The following is a 16,797-nucleotide window of genomic DNA, read 5'->3' as shown; positions in this document are numbered from 1 at the left end:
CCGCGCCCTGACCGCGGCGCCCCCGGTCTGCCGAAGATCTCCTCATATAGTCGCCCGTCGTACCCTTACGGCCATGCGACAGCGTCCCCTCCCCGGCACCTCCGGCATCGTCCGCACCATGAGCCTGCTGGGCGACCCGGTGCTCCATTCCGCTTGCGCGGAGGTCACCGAGTTCGGCCCGGCCCTCGACCGGCTCATCGAGGACATGTTCGCCACGATGTACGCCGCGCAGGGCGTCGGTCTCGCCGCGAACCAGATCGGTGTCGGGCAGCGGGTGTTCGTATACGACTGCCCCGACGACGAGGACGTCCGCCACGTCGGGCACATCGTCAACCCGCGCCTGGTGTCCGCGGACGGGGACGAGTTCATCGGACCCGAGGGCTGTCTGTCCCTGCCGGGGCTGGAGGCGGGGACGCTCCGCTACGACAGCGCGGTGGTGGAGGGCGTGACCTCGGACGGGGCGGCCGTGCGGGTGGCGGGGACGGGGTTCTTCGCGCGGTGCCTGCAGCACGAGTGCGATCACCTGGCCGGTGGGGTGTACGCGGACCGGGTGACCGGGCTGCGTGCCCGTCGTCTGCGGCGGGCCATCCGCAAGACGGACTGGGGTCTCGCGGGGCTGCGCGCGCTGGGGGAGTGAGCCCGGCGGGGCCGGGGTTCCCGGGGCTCCGCCCCGGACCCCGCGCCTCGAACGCCGGCGGGGCTGGATTCGGCCCAGGCGGGGCCGGATGCGTCCGCGGCGGCGGGCGGGCTAGAAGCCCGGGCCGTCCGCTCGGTTGCCGGCCGTGGCCAGGCGGCCCCAGAGGAGGTCGGTGAGGGCGCTGACGAGTTCGGCGCGGTCGCAGGGGCGTTCGCCGAGCCACCAGTCGCCCGCGGCGTGCATCATGCCGACGATGCCGTGGCCCCAGACCCGGGCCAGGCGTTCGCCGCCGGGGCCGAGGTCCACGCGTTCGCCGATCACCTGGGCCAGCTCCTCGCCGAGGCGGCGCAGCAGCGGGGCCGAGTGCAGGCCGACGTCGAAGCCGCGTTCCGGGGTCTGCGAGTCCTCGGCCGGGTGCATGAGGAAGCGGTAGACCTGGGGGCGTGCCTCGATCGCGGCGAGATAGGTGTCGAGGGTGGCCTCCACCCGCCTGCGCCGTTCGGCCGGGGCGTCCAGGGCCGCGCGCAGCGAGTCGAGCAGGGCGTCCGTGTGCCGGACGGCCAGGGCCTGGTAGAGGCCGGCCTTGTCGCCGAAGTGGCGGTAGAGGATGGGCTTGGTGATCCCGGCCTCCGCCGCGATGGCGTTCATGGACGCCTTGGGCCCGTCCCTGAGGACGACCCGGTCGGCGGCCTCCAGCAGCTCCCGCCGCCGGCGCTCGGCCGCTCCCGGCTCGCCGGCCTGCCGTGTGGTCTCCATGCCGTGTCACTCCCCGCCCTTGCGATGTCCTGAGGCCCACGCAACGTAACACCCCGCACACCCTGGTGATCTCATCGGCGGTCGGTCATCGCTGCTGCTTGACAGTGCTTACCGGCCGGTAACAGACTGGAGTCGGAGTAGGGGTTACCGTTGGTAACATCTCCTCGGCAACCGGCTGTACGGCAGGCGAGACGAAAGATGGAGGGGACATGGCGGAGTTCACCATGGATCTGAACGACGACCAGAAGCAGGTCCGGGACTGGATCCACGGCTTCGCCGCCGACGTGATCCGCCCCGCGGCCGCGGAATGGGACGAGCGCGAAGAGACTCCGTGGCCCGTCATCCAGGAGGCCGCCAAGGTCGGCATCTACTCCCTCGACTTCTACGCCCAGCAGTTCTTCGACCCCACCGGCCTCGGCATCCCGATGGCCATGGAGGAGCTGTTCTGGGGCGACGCGGGCATCGCCCTGTCGATCGTCGGCACCGGACTCGCCGCGATCGGCGTCGTCGCCAACGGCACCGAGGAGCAGATCGGGACCTGGATCCCGCAGATGTACGGCACCCCCGACGACGTGAAGGTCGCCGCCTTCTGCTCCTCCGAGCCCGACGCCGGCTCCGACGTCGGCGCGATGCGCACGCGCGCCGTGTACGACCAGGCCACCGACGAGTGGGTGCTCAACGGCACCAAGACCTGGGCGACCAACGGCGGCATCGCCAACGTCCACATCGTGGTGGCGGTCGTCGACCCGGAGCTGGGCACCAAGGGGCACGCCTCCTTCATCGTGCCGCCGAACACCCGGGGCCTGTCCCAGGGGCAGAAGTTCAAGAAGCACGGCATCCGCGCCTCGCACACCGCCGAGGTGGTGCTGGAGGACGTACGGATCCCCGGCTCCTGCCTGCTCGGCGGCAAGGAGAAGCTGGACGAGCGGCTCGCGCGGGCCCACGAGCGGGCCAGGGCGGGCGGCGGGGAGCGCGTGAAGAACGCGGCCATGGCCACCTTCGAGGCCTCCCGCCCCGCCGTCGGCGCCATGGCGGTCGGTACGGCGCGCGCCGCCTACGAGGTGGCGCTGGACTATGCGAAGACCCGTACGCAGTTCGGCCGGCCCATCATCGACAACCAGGGCGTCGCCTTCCAGCTCGCGGACATGCGGACCTCCATCGACGCGGCCCGGCTGCTGGTGTGGCGGGCCTCCTGGATGGCGGTCGCGGGCAAGCCCTTCACCTCGGCCGAGGGCTCGATGTCCAAGCTGTTCGCGAGCGAGACCGCCAAGAAGGTGACCGCCCAGGCGGTCCAGATCCTCGGCGGCAACGGCTTCACCCGCGAGTACCCGGTGGAGCGCATGCACCGCGACAGCGCGATCTACACCATCTTCGAGGGGACGAGCGAGATCCAGCGGCTGGTCATCGCCCGCACCCTCTCGGGCATGCCGATCCGCTAGCGCGGGACTCCGACGGAAGGGCCCCCGGCGCCACGAGGCGCCGGGGGCCCTTCCGTTGCCCGTTGCCCGCTGCCCGTTGCCCGCTGCCCGGTCAGCGCAGCGGCGTCAGGCAGTACAGGACGGTGCCCTCGGGGCTGTAGGCCGGCAGGGCCAGGAAGTCGCCGGGGGCGCAGGTCCCGCCCGGGGCCTGCGAGGGGCGGGTGGCGCGGTACTGGGCGTCCGGCGCGGCGCAGTCGGTGACGCGGAGGTTCTGGTGGCTCCAGTCGCCCTCGTTGCGGACGCACTGGCCCGACACCAGCGGGTGCGGGGTGTCGTCGCCGGCCAGCACGCCGATCAGGATCAGGGTGGGGACCGCCAGGAGGAGGAACAGGGCCGGTACGAGGAAGAGCAGTGCGGCCGGCCGGCGGCGCAGCGGCCTGCCCGGGTCGAGCGGGGGCCGGTGGCCGCCCGTCGGGGGAGCGAGCCGGCGGAAGGCCGCGCGCGGGCCGAGGTTCAGCAGCAGGGTGACCGGCGTGGCGAACAGCGACAGGGGACCCCACCAGCCCTGCCACAGGGTGTCCGCGGACATGCGGCGGTAGGTGGCGAGCCCGCAGTCCCGGCAGAACGGGCCCCGCAGGCTCAGGAACCGCATCAGCACGACCATCCCCTGATGGCCGCGCACGGTCGCCTCGGCGGCCGGACCGGCCCCGCAGAGCCGGCAGCCGTACGAGGGCCGCGGCGCGGACCAGGAGCCGTACGGCCCCGGCTGCGGCGGCACCTGCGCCGCGTGCGGCGCCTGCGGCCCGTAGGCCGCCTGAGGGCCGTAGGGGCCCGCGGACTGCGGCGGGGCGTACGGGCCCGCCGGTCCTGGCTGCTGCGGCTGCCGGGCCGCGTACGGGCCGTACGGGCCTGCCTGCGGAGGTGGCGGGGTGGCCACGGAGATCCCCCTCGGTCGCGCGGTGATCACCGGGTGCGGTGACGGGGGAACCCTAGCCGTGCTCCTCAGGGCCGCAGCAGGCGGTCCAGGGCGCGGGAGAAGAACAGCCGGGCCGCCGCCGCGACCAGCGGGTCGAAGGGGCGGCCCAGGCCGCGCACGGACAGTTCCTCGCGCCATTCGGCCTCGCAGCCGCCCCCGGGCGAGGCGCGCAGTGCGATCTCGGCCCGGCCCCGCACCACGCTGCCGTGCTTGACGAGCCGGACCAGCCCCGCCGAGCCCTCCCGCGGGGGCTGCCAGAGGGTGACTTCCATGGGGTCGTCGAAGGTGATGCTCCCCACGCCCGTACGCATGGTGAAACGGGTCCCGGTGTGCGTGGGAGGCGGTGTCTCGATGATCGCCCGGGTGAGCGGGACGGCGGCGCCGTGGCGTTCCCAGTCCGTCAGCCTGCTCCATGCCTCCTCGAGGCCGAGAAGTGTGTGGCGAATGATCCGGATAGCGGGCATGAGCGCATCGTAAGCGGGCATACACACCCTGAACTGTGCGGCGAATATGGGTTCCGCACGGGGGTGGCGATCAGCAATACTCACCGCCACCGTGGATCGCGGATTCGACCGGGTGACCACCGGCCCTCCCGCCCCACACTGCGAGGAGGTGCGCCATGTGCTCCCACCAGCCCCCCTGCCCGTCCGCCGACAGCGTCGACCACGACGCCGCCCGCACCGTGGCCTTCCACCCCGAACAGGGCTGGAATCTGCTCTGCAACGGCGCCGTGGTCTTCGACGACACAGGCGAACTGCTCCCCGACGGCCGCACGGTGGAACCCCGCCGCCCGGCCCTTGTCTGAGCGAGGAGACAGCATGCGCCAGCAGCTGATCCGCAAGCCCGTTCCGAAGCCCGCCCCCCGAGACCTGGATCTGCGTACCCCGTCGGGCAGACCCCTCCCGTACTGACGGGAGCCCCGGAGTCGCGCCACGGCGCCACCGGCCCGGCCCCTGGGGGGCCTCAGCCGGTGGACGCCGCCGCGCCGCCCAGGAAGGCGTGCTCGTACGCCTCGTCGCCGATCGCCGCCCGGGCCTGCCGTTCGCCCTGGTCGCGCACGGCCGTGAGCGACGGGGAGCCCCCCATCTGCGGCCGGCCCACCGTGCGCCACCAGGCGTGCCCCGTGCCCAGCAGCCGGGCCGCCAGCTCGCCGTCTCCCAGGGCCGCCACCGCCGCGGCCAGCAGGTCGAGGCCGAGCGCGATCCCGAAGCGGTCGCCCAGCAGCCGTTTGCCCGACAGCATCGCCCGCGCGTGCCGGGCCGCCTCCCCGTGGTGGCCGAGCCCGAACGCTGCCATGGCCAGGATGTAGTCCGCGTACGCCCGCAGCCAGCGCTCGCCCAGCTCCGCGCAGGCCTCGCGCAGGCCCCGGGCCTCCCGCTCGGCCTCCTCGAAGCGGCCGAGGTCGCACAGGGCGTAGCCGGTGGCCAGCCGGCACAGCAGCCAGCCCACGCCGCTGGTCCGCCCGCCGTGGCCCCCGCGCGCCCGGGGCCCGGCGAGCGCGAGGGCCCGTACGGGATCGCCCGGCATCAGCACCGACACCGCGTGCAGGTACGCGGCGCGCAGCTCCGGCTCGGGATCGGCCAGCGTGGCCGCGGCGGCGGTGCACGCCCTGCCGAGCTCCTGGGCCGTGGCCATGTCGCCCTGGAGCATGGTGGTGAGCCCCAGGGCCCAGACGGCCTGGACGTAGGCGGCCCCCGAGCGCGGGCCGCGGCTCAGGGCCCGTTCCAGGAAGGACCGGCCCTCGTCGACGTGGCCGCACGAGAACCAGAAGAACCAGAGCGCGCCCGCCGTCTCCAGGGCCGCCGTCGGATCCGAGCGCAGCAGGTGTTCCAGGGCGGTGCGCAGCTGCGCGTGCTCGGCGGTCATCCTGCGGTACCAGTCCACCTGGCCGGGCCCCATCCAGCCCGGGTCGGCGGCCTTCGAGAGGGCCGCGTACCAGTGGGCGTGCCGGTCGGCGACGACCCGTTCCTCCCCCAGTTCCGCCAGCCAGTCCTGTCCGTACTCGCGGATCGTGTCCAGCAGCCGGTAGCGGGCCCCCGCGCCCCGCTCCCGGGTGCACCGGACCACCGACTTGGCCACCAGGTCCGCGAGCACCCGCTCCACCCGCGAGGCGGCCAGGGGGCCGCCCGAGCACACCGCGCGCGCCGCGGCCGCGTCGAAGTCCCCGGTGAACACCGAGAGCCGGGCCCACAGCAGCCGCTCGACCGGCGCGCACAGCTCGTGGCTCCAGCCGATGGCGGTGCGCATCGTCTGGTGCCGGGGGAGGCGGGCGGTGGTGGTGCCGGCGAGCAGGTCGAAGCGGCCTTCGAGGCGCTGCGCCACCTGTTCCAGGGTCCAGAGCCGCATCCGGGCGCCGGCCAGTTCGAGGGCGAGGGGGATTCCGTCCAGGCGGCGGCAGATGTCCGCGGCGAGGGCCGCCCGGTCCGGGTCGGCGAAGGCGGCCGCGGCGTGCGGGGTGGCGGCGAGGGCGCGGGCCCGGAACAGGGCGAGGGCGTCGCTGTCGGGTCCGTCGCTGGGCAGCGGGCTGACCTCGACGAGGTCCTCCCCGGGGGTGCGCAGCGGCTCGCGGCTGGTGATGAGCACCGTCAGGCCCGGTGCGGACTGCAGGAGTTCGCCGACCAGGTGGCGGCAGGCGGCCACCAGGTGCTCACAGGTGTCGAGGACGATCAGCAGTTCCTTGTCGGCCATCCACGCGCACAGTTCCTCGTCCAGGGGGCGCGGGGACTGGTGGGCGAGGCCGATGGCGTGCGCGACGGTGGTGGTGAGCAGATCGGCGTCGCGCAGCGGGGAGAGCTCCACCCACCAGACCCCGTCGCGCCGGCGCTGGCGGGGGTCGGAGGCGGCCCGCAGGGCCAGCCTGGACTTGCCGACGCCGCCGACGCCCGTGAGCGTCACGAGCCGGCGCCCGTGCAGCAGGTCGGACAGGAGGCCGAGTTCACGCTCACGGCCCACGAAGCTCGCCGTCTCCGGCGGGAGGTTTCCCGGCACGGCGCCAGAGTCTGGCGCAGGGTCGCCGTCCGCGGAATCTGCCTGATTGTTGTTGACCGAGTACTCACCGAACACGGGAGTATTCTGCGCGATCTTCTTTGCCCGTAGTGCCGTTAGGGCCAGATCGGAGGAACAGCTTGTCGGGAACGGTCCGGCCGCACGGGGTTCAGGAGGCGCCGCACGTGGTTCAGGAGGCCAGGACGAGCCGCCGTTCCGCGGAGAACGCCCCCCAGGTGCCGTCGGGCAGCCGAGCCCGGAGCTTCACCGTCCATACGGTTCCCGGCGGTTCGGCGACCGTGAGGCGGTGCTCCGCCCGGCCCGTCGGGACGGCGCCCGCGCCGAACTGGATGACCGTGGTGGGGCGGCCGTTGACGTAGAGCTCGTACTCGCTGGTCTCCCGGCCGGTCGCCGGGGGCGTCCAGGAGAGGGTGACCGCACCCGGCGAGGCGGTCGCGGTGAAATCCTCCGGCGCGGTGCCGGTCCGCTGCCCGGGCCCGGGCGGGGTGGTCACGTCGGCGGCGGGGCCGGCGGGGGAGGAGTTGTCGGCGCCGTCGCGGGCCTTGACGGTGAAGGTGTACACGCTGTCGGGGCGCAGGCCCTCCAGGACGGTCGAGGTGACGCCGGGGCCGACCGTGTGGATCCGGGCGTCGCCCTGGTAGACGTCGTAGCCGGTGACCCCGGTGTCATCGGTGGCCGCCGCCCAGGTCAGCCGGGCGGAGGTGGGGCCCAGGGGCTGCCCCTCGGTACGGGCCGGGGCGGTCGGGGGCAGCCGGTCCTCGGGTTTGGCCGCGGGGGTCGTGGCCGAGGCGGCCGGGCCGGCGGGGGAGGTGTTCCCGGCGGCGTCCCGGGCGCGGACCGTGAACGCGTAGGCCGTCTGCGGGGTGAGGCCGGTGATGTCGGTCATCGTCTTGTCGGCGGGCAGTTCGCGCACCAGCCGGTCCGCCTGGAAGACCAGGAAGGAGGTCACGCCGTCGGAGGGCGCGGGCGACTGCCACATCACGTGCACGGTGGTGGCGCTGCCGGCCTGGGCGGTGAGTCCGGCCGGGGTTGCCGGGGCCTTGGTGTCGGAGGTTCCGCAGGCCGTCAGCGCTGCCGCAAGGACCAGGGCCAGTACGGGCGTTGTCCCCCGTGCGGACGGCCGCCGGGGGCGGCTCGGGGGGTGGCGCCGGGGATGCCGTGCGGTGCTGGGTGCGGGGTCGTGCACGGCGGACGCCCTCTTCTTCCGGCTCCTCGGAAAGGTCTAGACATATATGGCATGCTCCCCGGCGGCCCGGCAAGACCCCTGCGCGGTCCCTTCCGCCCGCGGCGCCCGGTTCGTGGGCACCCGTCCCCGTCTGGCATTATTGCGAGCTCTTTGCAATAACGAAGGAAGTGCACCAGATGAAGGCCCGGACCGTACGGGGAATGGCCGGGGCGACCGCGGCCGCGGTGATCGTCGCGGGCGCGGCGGCCTGCTCGAACCCCGCAGGAGGCGCCGCGGCGGGCGCCGGGGCACCCGACTCCGCCGTGGTCGGCATAGCCACCGAGCCCGACAGCCTCAGCCCGCTGCTGGGCTACGGCAAGGACGGCAACTCGAAGATCTTCGACGGACTGCTGGCGCACGACGCCGACATGAAGCTGAAGCCCGCGCTGGCCGAAGCCCTCCCGCAGGTCTCCGCGGACGGCCTCACCTACACCTACGCGCTCCGCCGGGGCGTCCGCTTCAGCGACGGCCGGCCCTTCGGTGCCAAGGACGTCGTCTTCACCTACCGGACCATCCTCGACGCGAAGACGAACAACGCGTCCAAGTCCGAGCTCGACGCGATCGCCGACGTCACGGCGACGGGTGACGAGACCGTCGTCTTCACCCTGAAGTACCCCTACGCCCCCTTCGCCGAGCGGACCGTCCTGCCCATCGCCCCCGAGCACCTCGCGGGCGGACAGGACGTGAACAGCGGCGAGTTCACCACCAGGCCCGTCGGCACCGGACCGTACGTGCTGACCTCCTGGTCCAAGGGCGAGAAGCTGAGCTTCAAGGCCAACCCGTCCTACTGGGGCGGCGAGCCCGCGGTGAAGAAGTTCACCATGGCGGTGATCAAGGACGACGACGTGCGCGCCACCCGGCTGCGCTCCGGCGAACTGGACGGGGCCGTACTGCCGCCGAACCTGGCCAAGGGCTTCGCGGCCGACCAGGCCGGCGGCGCGGCGGGCCGGGCCGGCACGTCCTGGAAGACCTACGCCGCCAAGAGCTTCGACTACCGCAACGTCACCCTGCCGACCGAGCACCCCGTCACCGGCGACACGGCCGTCCGCCGGGCCCTGGACATCGCGGTGGACCGCGGCGCGCTGGTCGACAAGCTCCTGGAAGGCGCGGGCAAGGCCGCCTACGGGCCCGTCCCGACCGGCAGCCCGTGGTTCGCCGCCGGCACGGAGCGCACGCACGACCTGGCCCGGGCCGAGAAGATCCTCGACGAGGCCGGCTGGATCCGCGGCGCCGACGGGATCCGCGCCAGGAACGGGGTCCGCGCGGCCTTCCCGCTCTGGTACACCACCGGGGACAAGCTCCGCCAGGACCACGCCCTCGCCTTCGCCTCCGACGCCAAGAAGGCCGGGATCCAGGTCACCACAGAGTCCGGCAGCTGGGAGGTCATCGAGCCCCGGATGCGGACCGACGCCGTCCTCGCGGGCGGCGGCTCCCCGGCCGACCCGGACTTCGACCAGTACCTGACGCTGAACTCCGCGCTCGCGGGCGACGGCTTCAACAACATGGCCCGGTACGACAACCCGGCCGTCGACCAGGCCCTGCTCGACGGCCGCCGGAGTGCGGACCCGGCCGTGCGCAAGGCCGCGTACGACACGGTCCAGCGGGAGCTGGCCAAGGACCCGGGCTACGTCTACCTCACCCACATCGACCACCTCTACGTCGTGAGCGACCGGTGGGACGGACCCTCCACCCAGACCGAGCCCCACGACCACGGACTCGGGACCGGCCCCTGGTGGAACGTCGAGAGCTGGAAGCCGAAGCAGAAGTGAGCCGTCCCCGCCTCCCGGACCGCCTCCACCTGCCGCACCGCCTTCCGTGGGGGCCGATGGCGCGCATGGCGGGCCGGCGGATGCTGTTCGCCGGGCCGGTCCTGCTCGTCGTCACCTTCGGGGTCTTCGCGGTCGCCGCCCTGTCCCCCTTCGACCCCGTCAAGGCCTACGCCGGCACCGCCGGCCTCACCGCCTCGCAGGCCGGGCTCGACCAGCTGCGGGCCAACCTCGGCGTGGACCAGCCCCTGCTCGCGCGCTGGTGGGAGTGGCTCACCTCGGCGCTGACCGGCGACCTCGGCACCTCCGCCGTCATGCGCCAGCCCGTCTCCGACGTCATCGCGCAGCGGCTCGGCTGGTCGGCGCTGCTCGCACTGTGCGCCTTCGCCGTCGCCGTCCTGCTCGGCACCGCACTCGGCGTGCTGGCCGCACGCCGGCAGGGCGGGCGCCTGGACCGGGCCGTCTCCGGGCTCGCGTACACCCTCGAAGCCGCCCCGGCCTTCTGGCTGGGCCTGCTCGCCGTCTGGTTCTTCTCGGTGCGCTTGGGCGTGCTGCCGTCCGGCGGTCTCACCGACGCGGGCAGCGACGTGGTCACCGCCGGGCAGGTGGCCCGCCACCTGGTGCTGCCCGCGCTGGTCCTGGGCATCTCCCAACTGCCCTGGTTCTTCCTGTACGTCAGGCAGGGCGTTGCCGACGCACTGGAAGAGGACCCCGTACGGGGCGCCCGCGCGCGGGGCCTGGGGGAGCGGCGGGTGCTGCTCGGCCACGGGCTGCGCTCCGGCATGCTTCCGATGCTGACCCTGATCGGGTCGCGGGTGCCGGAGCTGATCACCGGCGCGCTGCTCGTGGAGACCGTCTTCAGCTGGCCCGGCATCGCCGCGGCCACCGTGCAGGCCGCGACCTCGGTGGACTTCCCGCTGCTGGCCGCGCTGACCGTGCTGGCCACGGCCGCCGTGCTGGCCGGGAACCTGCTGTCCGACCTGCTCTACGGACTGGCCGACCCGAGGGTGGGCTTCGATGGCTGACCCGATCACGACACCGATCACGACGCTGACCACGACACCGATCACGACACCGCTCGCGGCGCCGCGGCTCTGGCGCTCCCGCGGCCGCGACCGGAGCTCCACGCGGAACCTGCGGGTGCGGACCTCGGCGGCGACCGTCGTCCTGATCGTGCTGGCCGTGCTGCTCGTGCCGCCGCTGGTCCAACTGGACCAGCAGGCGGTCGACTTGTCGGCAAAACTGCTACCGCCCTCCTGGGCCCATCCCTTCGGCACCGACGACGTCGGCCGCGACCTGCTGCTGCGCTGCGTGTACGGGCTGCGGGTCTCGCTGCTGGTCGGGCTGGTGGCGGCGCTGGTCGCCACCGTCCTCGGCACGGCGGTCGGCGCGCTCGCCGGAGCGCTCGGCGGGTGGCCGGACCGGTTCCTCATGCGCGTGGTGGACGCCCTGTCCTCGATCCCGCACCTGCTGCTCGGCATCTTCATCGTCGCCATGTTCCGGCCGGGGGTGTGGCCGGTGGTCGTCTCCGTGGCCCTGACCCACTGGCTGTCCACGGCCCGCATCGTCCGCGCGGAGGTGCTCTCGCTGCGCTCCCGCCCCTATCTGGACGCGGCCGTCTCGGGCGGCGCCTCGCGGTGGCGGGTGACCGTGCGCCACCTCGTGCCCGGGGTCCTGCCGCAGGCCGGGCTCGCCGCCGTCCTGATGGTCCCGCACGCCATGTGGCACGAGTCCGCCCTGTCGTTCCTGGGGCTCGGCCTGCCCGCGCACCAGGCGAGCCTGGGCAATCTGGTCCAGTCGGCCCGCGGTTCGCTGCTCGCCGGAGACTGGTGGCCCACGCTCTTCCCCGGGCTCCTGCTGATCGTCCCGACCCTGGCCATCGCCGGGCTCGCGGGCGCCTGGCGCGAGCGCCTCAACCCCCGCCGCCGCTCGGAGCTGAGCCTGTGAAGACCCCTGTCCCGTCGGAGCCGGAGTCGGAGTCGGAGCCGGAGTCGGAGCCGGCATCGGTTTCGGTGTCCGGGCCGGAGCCGGCGCCGGCGTCGGTGCTCACGCCCGAACCGGAGTCCGTGGCCGTGTCCGCGCCGGGCTCGGTCCGGCCCGTGCTCGCGCTGGACCGGCTCTCCGTGCGCTTCCGCATGCGCGGCGGCCGGTACGTGGCAGCCGTCACCGACGCCACCCTCGCCCTGGCCCCCGGCGCATGCCTCGCCCTCGTCGGCGAGAGCGGCTGCGGCAAGTCCGTGCTCGCCTCCGCCCTCCTCGGCCTGCTCCCGGGCAACGCCGAGACCGCCGGCGCGGCCCGGCTCGCCGACGGGACCGACCTGCTCGCCCTCGACGAGCGCACCCTCGCCCGGAGCATCCGGGGCCGCCGCGTCGCACTGGTCCCGCAGAGCCCCGCCGCGCACCTCACGCCGGTCCGCACCATCCGCTCCCACCTGGAGGAGACGGTCCGCGAACTGACCGGGGCCGCCCGGGCGGAACTGCGGGAGGCCGCCGAAGCGGCGGCCCGCCGGGCCTCCTTCCCCGCCACCCACCTCGACCGGTACCCCCACGAGCTCTCGGGCGGGCTCGCCCAGCGCGCCGCCACCGCGCTCGCGCTGATCGGCGACGCGCCCGTGCTGCTCGCCGACGAGCCGACCACCGGCCTCGACCGGGACCTCGTCCACCGCACGGTCGACGAACTGCGCGCCCACACCCGGGACGCCGGCCGGGCGCTGCTGATGATCACGCACGACCTCGCGGCGGCCCACCGCATCGCCGACACCGTCGCCGTCATGTACGCGGGCCGCATCGTGGAAACGGCCCCCGCCGCAGCCTTCTTCGGCGCTCCCGGCCCCCGCCACCCCTACGCGCGCGGACTCCTCGACGCCCTCCCCGAGCGGGCCTTCACGCCCATCCCGGGAGCCCCGCCCGAACTCGGCGCGCTCCCGCCCGGCTGCGCCTTCGCCGCCCGCTGTCCGCGGGCCGACGCCCGCTGCCGGGCCGAGCGGCCCGCGCTCACCGAAGGGGTGGCCTGCCACCATGCTTGAGCTCACCGGCATCACCGCCGGCTACGACCGCCGGGTTCCCGTGGTGCGCGGGGCGCACCTGAGCCTCGCCCCGGGTGCCTCCCTCGGGCTGCTCGGCCCCAGCGGCTGCGGCAAGTCCACCCTGGCCAGGGTCGCGGCGCTGCTGCACCGGCCCGACCGGGGGACCGTGGCCTTCGACGGCCGCACCGCGGCCAGCTTCCGGCACCGGGCGCCGCGCGCCCTGCGCACCTCGGTCGGCATGGTGTTCCAGCAGCCCCGGCTGGCGGCGGACCCCCGGCTCACGCTGCGCGAGCTCGTCGCCGAGCCGCTCCGGGCCACTGGACGTCGTAGCGAAGTCGATGCGGTCGTACCCGCGTTGGCGGACCGGGTCGGCCTGGGCGGGGATCTGCTCGGGCGCCGTCCCCACGAGGTCAGCGACGGCCAGCTGCAACGGGCCTGTGTGGCACGGGCCCTGGTGCTGCGGCCGCGCTGGCTGGTGTGCGACGAGATGACCGCCATGCTCGACGCGTCGACCACCGCCGCGCTGGTCGGCGTGGTGGAGGAGTACCGGGCGGAGTCCGGCGCGGGCCTGCTGGCGGTGGGACACGATGCGGTGCTGCTCGGGCGCTGGTGCGGGCGGACGGTCCGCTGGGACGAGATCGTCAAGGACTGAAGGCCGGTCACGGACCGTCAACACCCGTTTGGCGGACACGGGTTTCGCCCGAAGAGCCCCTCTGCTGCGCCACCATGACGGCGCGTAAGGAGGTGTTCCGATGGTGATCTCCCTCTCCGTCCTCGTCCTGCTCCTCGTCCTCGCGTGGATCTTCCTGCGTGGTGGCGGCCTCAAGTTCTCGCACGCGCTCGTGTGCGTCCTGCTCGGCTTCTACCTCGCGAGCAGCAGCCTCGCGCAGACCATCCACAACGGGGTTTCGGCCACCGCGAACGTGGTCGGCGGATTCAAGCCCTGAAAGGGAGTTGATCGACTGTTGCGCCTTCGTGAATCATCCGGTTCTTCCATGGACTCCTCAGGCAGTGCGATCTAGCGTCTGGCCCCGGCGCGATGTCAGACGCAATGTCAACAAGACTGAGGACAAGGGAGGAAGTCCGGATGTTCCGAAGAGCGCTGAACTGCGCCGTGGCACCCGCTCTCGCCGCATGTGCGGTGTTGTACGGGGTCTCGCCGGCCGCCGCCGACGAGATACCCCTGGCCCCGGGCCACCGCCTGGTCAGCCATTACGAGGGCGTCCCGGCCGCGGCGGCGCCGCTGCCCGGCGAAGCGCCGCCGCAGCATCCCTTCCTCGCGCCCAACGGCCGCAGCGGCATGCACTCCGACGCGGCCGGCAGCGCCACCTCGCCCTGGTCCGGACCGCTCGGCAAGAACCCGAAGGTGACCAGCGAGAAGATCGCCGCCCTCGGCGGCGAATGCGCCACCGCCACCTTCGACTCGGGCGGCCGGCTGGTCACGGTGTGCGGCACCTTCGGCGGCTTCAAGGTCAAGCTGCTGGATCCCCGCACCCTCGCCACGCTCGCGGAGCACCAGCTCCCGCAGCGTTCTTCGACGGTCCAGGCGATCACCTCGCTCGACTTCTCGAAGATCTTCAAGGACACCTCGGGCGGCGCCTACTTCTACCTGGACAACCAGGACCGGGCGGTGCTGGCCGACTCCCGCCAGCACGTCCTGCGCCTCTCGCACGCCCAGAAGCCCGACGGAAGCTGGCAGTTCACGGTCGACGACGACTGGGACCTCACCGGCCAGGTCCCGCACGACTGCGTCGACTGGACCAACCTGTGGCCCACCGGCACCTGTGACCCGGTCACCTCGGTGATGCCCGACTGGAACGGCCGCATCTGGTGGGTCACCCGCCAGGGCCGGGTCGGCACCGTGGACCCGGCGACCTCGGTGATCCGCTCGATCCGGCTGGCGGGGGAGGAGATCCAGAACTCCTTCTCGGTCGGCGAGGACGGCGTCTCCATCGTCACCGACCACGCGCTGTACAGCTTCGCCGCCTCGGCCGACGGCACCCCCGCCGTGCAGTGGCGCGAGACCTACGACCGGGGCACGGGAACCAAGCCCGGCTCGGTCAACCAGGGTTCGGGCACCACCCCGGACCTCTTCGGCAACGGCTACGTCGCGATCACCGACAACGCCGACGACCGGATGAACGTCCTGGTCTTCAAGCGGGGCCCGGACGTGCCCGCCGGGCAGCGCCTGGTGTGCAAGGTCCCGGTCTTCGGCCCGGGCGCCTCCACCACCGACAACTCCCTGATCACCTGGGGCAACAGCATCGTGGTCGAGAACAACTACGGCTACGAGAACGTCACCTCGCTGGTCCTCGGCAAGTCGGTGGTCGGCGGCGTCAGCCGCATCGACGTGCGCGCCGACGGCAGCGGCTGCGACACGGTCTGGCAGAGCGCGATCCGCTCGCCCTCCGTGGTCCCCAAGCTCTCCACCGCGAACGGGCTGCTCTACTTCTACGAGAAGGAGCCGAACGCCTGGGGGATCGACGCCTGGTACTTCACGGCCGTCGACTTCCGCACCGGCGAGCGCCGCTGGCGCCGGCTGACGGGCACCGGTCCGCTGTACGACAACAACTGGGCCCCGATCACCCTGGGCCCCGACGGAACGGCCTACGTCGGCGTCTTCAACGGCATCGTCGCGGTCCGCGACGGCGGCTGATGACGGCGGGGGCCCGTCCACCGGGCGGGCCCCGCTCAGCCCCCGCGGGCCACGCGGCTCAGGCCCCGTGGCCCAGGCGCTCGATGGCCACCATCGCCGCGTCGTCGCCGAGGTAGCCGTCCGGGGTGTGGGCGAGGAGGTCCGCGCACAGGTGGCGCAGGAGGGCCTCCGGGCCGTCTCCCGGCCAGTCCGCGGCCCGCTCCGGCAGCGGGTAGAAGGCGCCCGAGGCGTCCCGGGCCTCGATGACGCCGTCCGTGTACAGCAGCACCACGTCCCCCGGCTCGAAGGCGAAGGACTGCGTGGTGAAGCCGGTGTCCACGAATTCGGAGAGGCCCAGCGGCGGCGCCGGATGGTCCACCTGGAGGGGGACGACGCTGCCCCCGCGCAGCAGCAGCGGCGGCGGGTGCCCGCAGCTGACCAGCCGGAGCGCGGGCTCCTCGTCGGGGATGTCGAGCACCGCCGCCGTGGTGAACCCCTCCTCCGGCCGTCCCGGGCCCCCGTTGCCGTCCGCGCCCCGGTCCGGGTCGGCGGCCACGGCGGCCTCCAGATAGCCGACCAGGCCCGGCAGGTCGGCCTCCAGATGGGCGGCGGCCCGGAAGGCGCCGAGGACGATCGCGGCCTCGCCGACGGCCTCCAGGCCCTTGCCGCGGACGTCGCCGATGAGCAGCCGGGTGCCGTCGGCGGTGCGGGCGGCCGCGTACAGGTCGCCGCCGATCTGCGCCTCGGCCTCGGCCGACAGGTACACCGAGGCGATCCGCAGCGGGCCCATCCGGTCGCGCAGCGGTCGTAGGACCACCTGCTGGGCGGCGACGGCCACGGAGCGCAACCGGGTGAGCTGCCTCTCGTGATCCTCGCGCAGGTGCGCGAAGAAGGTGACGAAGGCCGAGATCAGGACCAGGGCGATGATCTGGAAGGTGTGGTTGAGGTCCGTCAGGGAGGTGCGTGCGATCGCCACCCCCACCTGGGCGAGGACCGCCACGGCGCCGACGAACCCGGTCGTGCGCGGCCCGGCGAAGGAGGCGGTGACGGCCGGGGCGGCCACCAGGAAGGGACCCAGGTGCACGTCCGGCGGCGCCAGCACGTCGACCACCGTGACCAGGGCGATCAGTGCGAAGGGGACCGCCAGCAGCACCGCGCGCGATTCCCGGAACCTGCTGGAGCGGGGGTGCGCCGACGGGTGCGCCGCGAAGGGGTCCATGCCTCCTGCATACACCGCACACGGCCGGGGGGGGGGGGGGGGGCCGGGCGGGGGGGGGGGGGGGGGGGGGGGGGGGGGGGGGGGGGGGGGGGGGGGGGGGGGGGGGGGGGCGGGGGGGGGGGCGGGGCCCCGC

Annotated in this window: 16 protein-coding genes; 10 read left to right on the top strand and 6 right to left on the bottom strand. The window is 73.9% G+C overall.

Going from position 1 to position 16,797, the window contains the following annotated elements; translation table 11 throughout:
- Positions 1–73 precede the first annotated feature (73 nt).
- Positions 74–637: a peptide deformylase gene (gene def, locus ACIA8F_RS26650; protein ID WP_399382428.1), complete on the top strand. Its 564-nt coding sequence runs from the start codon at positions 74–76 to the stop codon at positions 635–637.
- Between the two features lie 111 nt (positions 638–748).
- Here def and ACIA8F_RS26645 read toward each other — a convergent pair whose 3' ends face one another.
- Entirely contained in the window at positions 749–1,393 is a 645-nt protein-coding gene (locus ACIA8F_RS26645; protein WP_399382427.1) for a TetR family transcriptional regulator, read from the bottom strand.
- Positions 1,394–1,602: 209 nt separating this feature from the next.
- On the opposite strand from ACIA8F_RS26645, the gene ACIA8F_RS26640 reads away from it, so the two are divergent.
- The gene (locus ACIA8F_RS26640; protein WP_399382426.1) at positions 1,603–2,832 is read left to right on the top strand and encodes an acyl-CoA dehydrogenase family protein; all 1,230 of its coding nucleotides are present in this window, start codon (positions 1,603–1,605) and stop codon (positions 2,830–2,832) included.
- Positions 2,833–2,923: 91 nt separating this feature from the next.
- Here ACIA8F_RS26640 and ACIA8F_RS26635 read toward each other — a convergent pair whose 3' ends face one another.
- Positions 2,924–3,748, bottom strand: coding sequence for a hypothetical protein (locus ACIA8F_RS26635; RefSeq protein WP_399382424.1), 825 nt, complete (start codon positions 3,746–3,748; stop codon positions 2,924–2,926).
- Between the two features lie 65 nt (positions 3,749–3,813).
- Positions 3,814–4,251, bottom strand: a complete 438-nt coding sequence (locus ACIA8F_RS26630; protein WP_399382423.1) for an SRPBCC family protein — start codon at positions 4,249–4,251, stop codon at positions 3,814–3,816.
- A 155-nt stretch (positions 4,252–4,406) separates the two neighbouring features.
- Here ACIA8F_RS26630 and ACIA8F_RS26625 point away from each other — a divergent pair, with 155 nt between their 5' ends.
- Positions 4,407–4,592, top strand: coding sequence for a DUF5999 family protein (locus ACIA8F_RS26625; protein ID WP_250740159.1), 186 nt, complete (start codon positions 4,407–4,409; stop codon positions 4,590–4,592).
- Between the two features lie 158 nt (positions 4,593–4,750).
- Here the strand turns inward: ACIA8F_RS26625 and ACIA8F_RS26620 are convergent, their stop codons facing one another.
- Positions 4,751–6,775, bottom strand: coding sequence for an ATP-binding protein (locus tag ACIA8F_RS26620; protein ID WP_399382422.1), 2,025 nt, complete (start codon positions 6,773–6,775; stop codon positions 4,751–4,753).
- A 187-nt stretch (positions 6,776–6,962) separates the two neighbouring features.
- Positions 6,963–7,979 carry a fibronectin type III domain-containing protein gene (locus tag ACIA8F_RS26615; RefSeq protein WP_399382420.1) on the bottom strand — a complete coding sequence of 339 codons (1,017 nt, stop codon included), beginning with the start codon at positions 7,977–7,979 and terminating at the stop codon, positions 6,963–6,965.
- Positions 7,980–8,155: 176 nt separating this feature from the next.
- Between ACIA8F_RS26615 and ACIA8F_RS26610 the strand changes: the two genes are divergently transcribed.
- The 7 genes from ACIA8F_RS26610 to ACIA8F_RS26580 all read left to right on the top strand — a co-directional run bounded on the left by ACIA8F_RS26610 (position 8,156) and on the right by ACIA8F_RS26580 (position 15,466).
- The gene (locus ACIA8F_RS26610; RefSeq protein ID WP_399382419.1) at positions 8,156–9,787 is read left to right on the top strand and encodes an ABC transporter substrate-binding protein; all 1,632 of its coding nucleotides are present in this window, start codon (positions 8,156–8,158) and stop codon (positions 9,785–9,787) included.
- A gap of 56 nt (positions 9,788–9,843) precedes the next feature.
- Positions 9,844–10,809 (top strand): ABC transporter permease, encoded by a 966-nt coding sequence (locus ACIA8F_RS26605; RefSeq protein ID WP_399382417.1) that lies wholly within the window; start codon positions 9,844–9,846, stop codon positions 10,807–10,809.
- Positions 10,802–11,731: an ABC transporter permease gene (locus ACIA8F_RS26600; RefSeq protein WP_399382416.1), complete on the top strand. Its 930-nt coding sequence runs from the start codon at positions 10,802–10,804 to the stop codon at positions 11,729–11,731. Before ACIA8F_RS26605 ends, ACIA8F_RS26600 begins: the two co-directional genes overlap by 8 nt.
- A gap of 188 nt (positions 11,732–11,919) precedes the next feature.
- Entirely contained in the window at positions 11,920–12,810 is an 891-nt protein-coding gene (locus ACIA8F_RS26595) for an ABC transporter ATP-binding protein (protein WP_399382579.1), read from the top strand.
- On the top strand, positions 12,803–13,462 hold the full coding sequence (locus ACIA8F_RS26590) for an ABC transporter ATP-binding protein (protein WP_399382414.1): 660 nt from the start codon (positions 12,803–12,805) through the stop codon (positions 13,460–13,462). The genes ACIA8F_RS26595 and ACIA8F_RS26590 overlap by 8 nt, the downstream gene beginning before the upstream one ends.
- 100 nt (positions 13,463–13,562) lie before the next feature.
- Positions 13,563–13,757, top strand: a complete 195-nt coding sequence (locus tag ACIA8F_RS26585; RefSeq protein WP_383954243.1) for a hypothetical protein — start codon at positions 13,563–13,565, stop codon at positions 13,755–13,757.
- A gap of 140 nt (positions 13,758–13,897) precedes the next feature.
- Positions 13,898–15,466, top strand: coding sequence for a hypothetical protein (locus ACIA8F_RS26580; RefSeq protein WP_399382413.1), 1,569 nt, complete (start codon positions 13,898–13,900; stop codon positions 15,464–15,466).
- Positions 15,467–15,524: 58 nt separating this feature from the next.
- On the opposite strand, the gene ACIA8F_RS26575 is transcribed toward ACIA8F_RS26580, so the two are convergent.
- A complete protein-coding gene (locus ACIA8F_RS26575) occupies positions 15,525–16,664 on the bottom strand; it encodes a PP2C family protein-serine/threonine phosphatase (protein ID WP_399382412.1) in 1,140 nt (379 codons plus the stop codon).
- Positions 16,665–16,797 lie beyond the last annotated feature (133 nt).

Origin of the sequence: Streptomyces sp. NPDC051563 (genome assembly GCF_044454225.1) — a bacterium.
GTDB lineage: Bacteria > Actinomycetota > Actinomycetes > Streptomycetales > Streptomycetaceae > Streptomyces.
Note: the sequence above shows the minus strand (reverse complement) of the source record. Positions and strands in the feature narration are given on the sequence as shown.

Bases quoted from the DNA above. Each gene is read 5' to 3' on its own strand.
- ACIA8F_RS26595 (WP_399382579.1), top strand. From the start codon at position 11,920: ATGCGCGGCGGCCGGTACGTGGCAGCCGTCACCGACGCCACCCTCGCC.
- ACIA8F_RS26640 (WP_399382426.1), top strand. From the start codon at position 1,603: ATGGCGGAGTTCACCATGGATCTGAACGACGACCAGAAGCAGGTCCGG.
- ACIA8F_RS26600 (WP_399382416.1), top strand. From the start codon at position 10,802: ATGGCTGACCCGATCACGACACCGATCACGACGCTGACCACGACACCG.
- ACIA8F_RS26610 (WP_399382419.1), top strand. From the start codon at position 8,156: ATGAAGGCCCGGACCGTACGGGGAATGGCCGGGGCGACCGCGGCCGCG.
- ACIA8F_RS26575 (WP_399382412.1), bottom strand. From the start codon at position 16,664: ATGGACCCCTTCGCGGCGCACCCGTCGGCGCACCCCCGCTCCAGCAGG.
- ACIA8F_RS26645 (WP_399382427.1), bottom strand. From the start codon at position 1,393: ATGGAGACCACACGGCAGGCCGGCGAGCCGGGAGCGGCCGAGCGCCGG.
- ACIA8F_RS26605 (WP_399382417.1), top strand. From the start codon at position 9,844: ATGGCGCGCATGGCGGGCCGGCGGATGCTGTTCGCCGGGCCGGTCCTG.
- ACIA8F_RS26630 (WP_399382423.1), bottom strand. From the start codon at position 4,251: ATGCCCGCTATCCGGATCATTCGCCACACACTTCTCGGCCTCGAGGAG.
- ACIA8F_RS26590 (WP_399382414.1), top strand. From the start codon at position 12,803: ATGCTTGAGCTCACCGGCATCACCGCCGGCTACGACCGCCGGGTTCCC.
- def (WP_399382428.1), top strand. From the start codon at position 74: ATGCGACAGCGTCCCCTCCCCGGCACCTCCGGCATCGTCCGCACCATG.
- ACIA8F_RS26585 (WP_383954243.1), top strand. From the start codon at position 13,563: ATGGTGATCTCCCTCTCCGTCCTCGTCCTGCTCCTCGTCCTCGCGTGG.
- ACIA8F_RS26580 (WP_399382413.1), top strand. From the start codon at position 13,898: ATGTTCCGAAGAGCGCTGAACTGCGCCGTGGCACCCGCTCTCGCCGCA.
- ACIA8F_RS26625 (WP_250740159.1), top strand. From the start codon at position 4,407: ATGTGCTCCCACCAGCCCCCCTGCCCGTCCGCCGACAGCGTCGACCAC.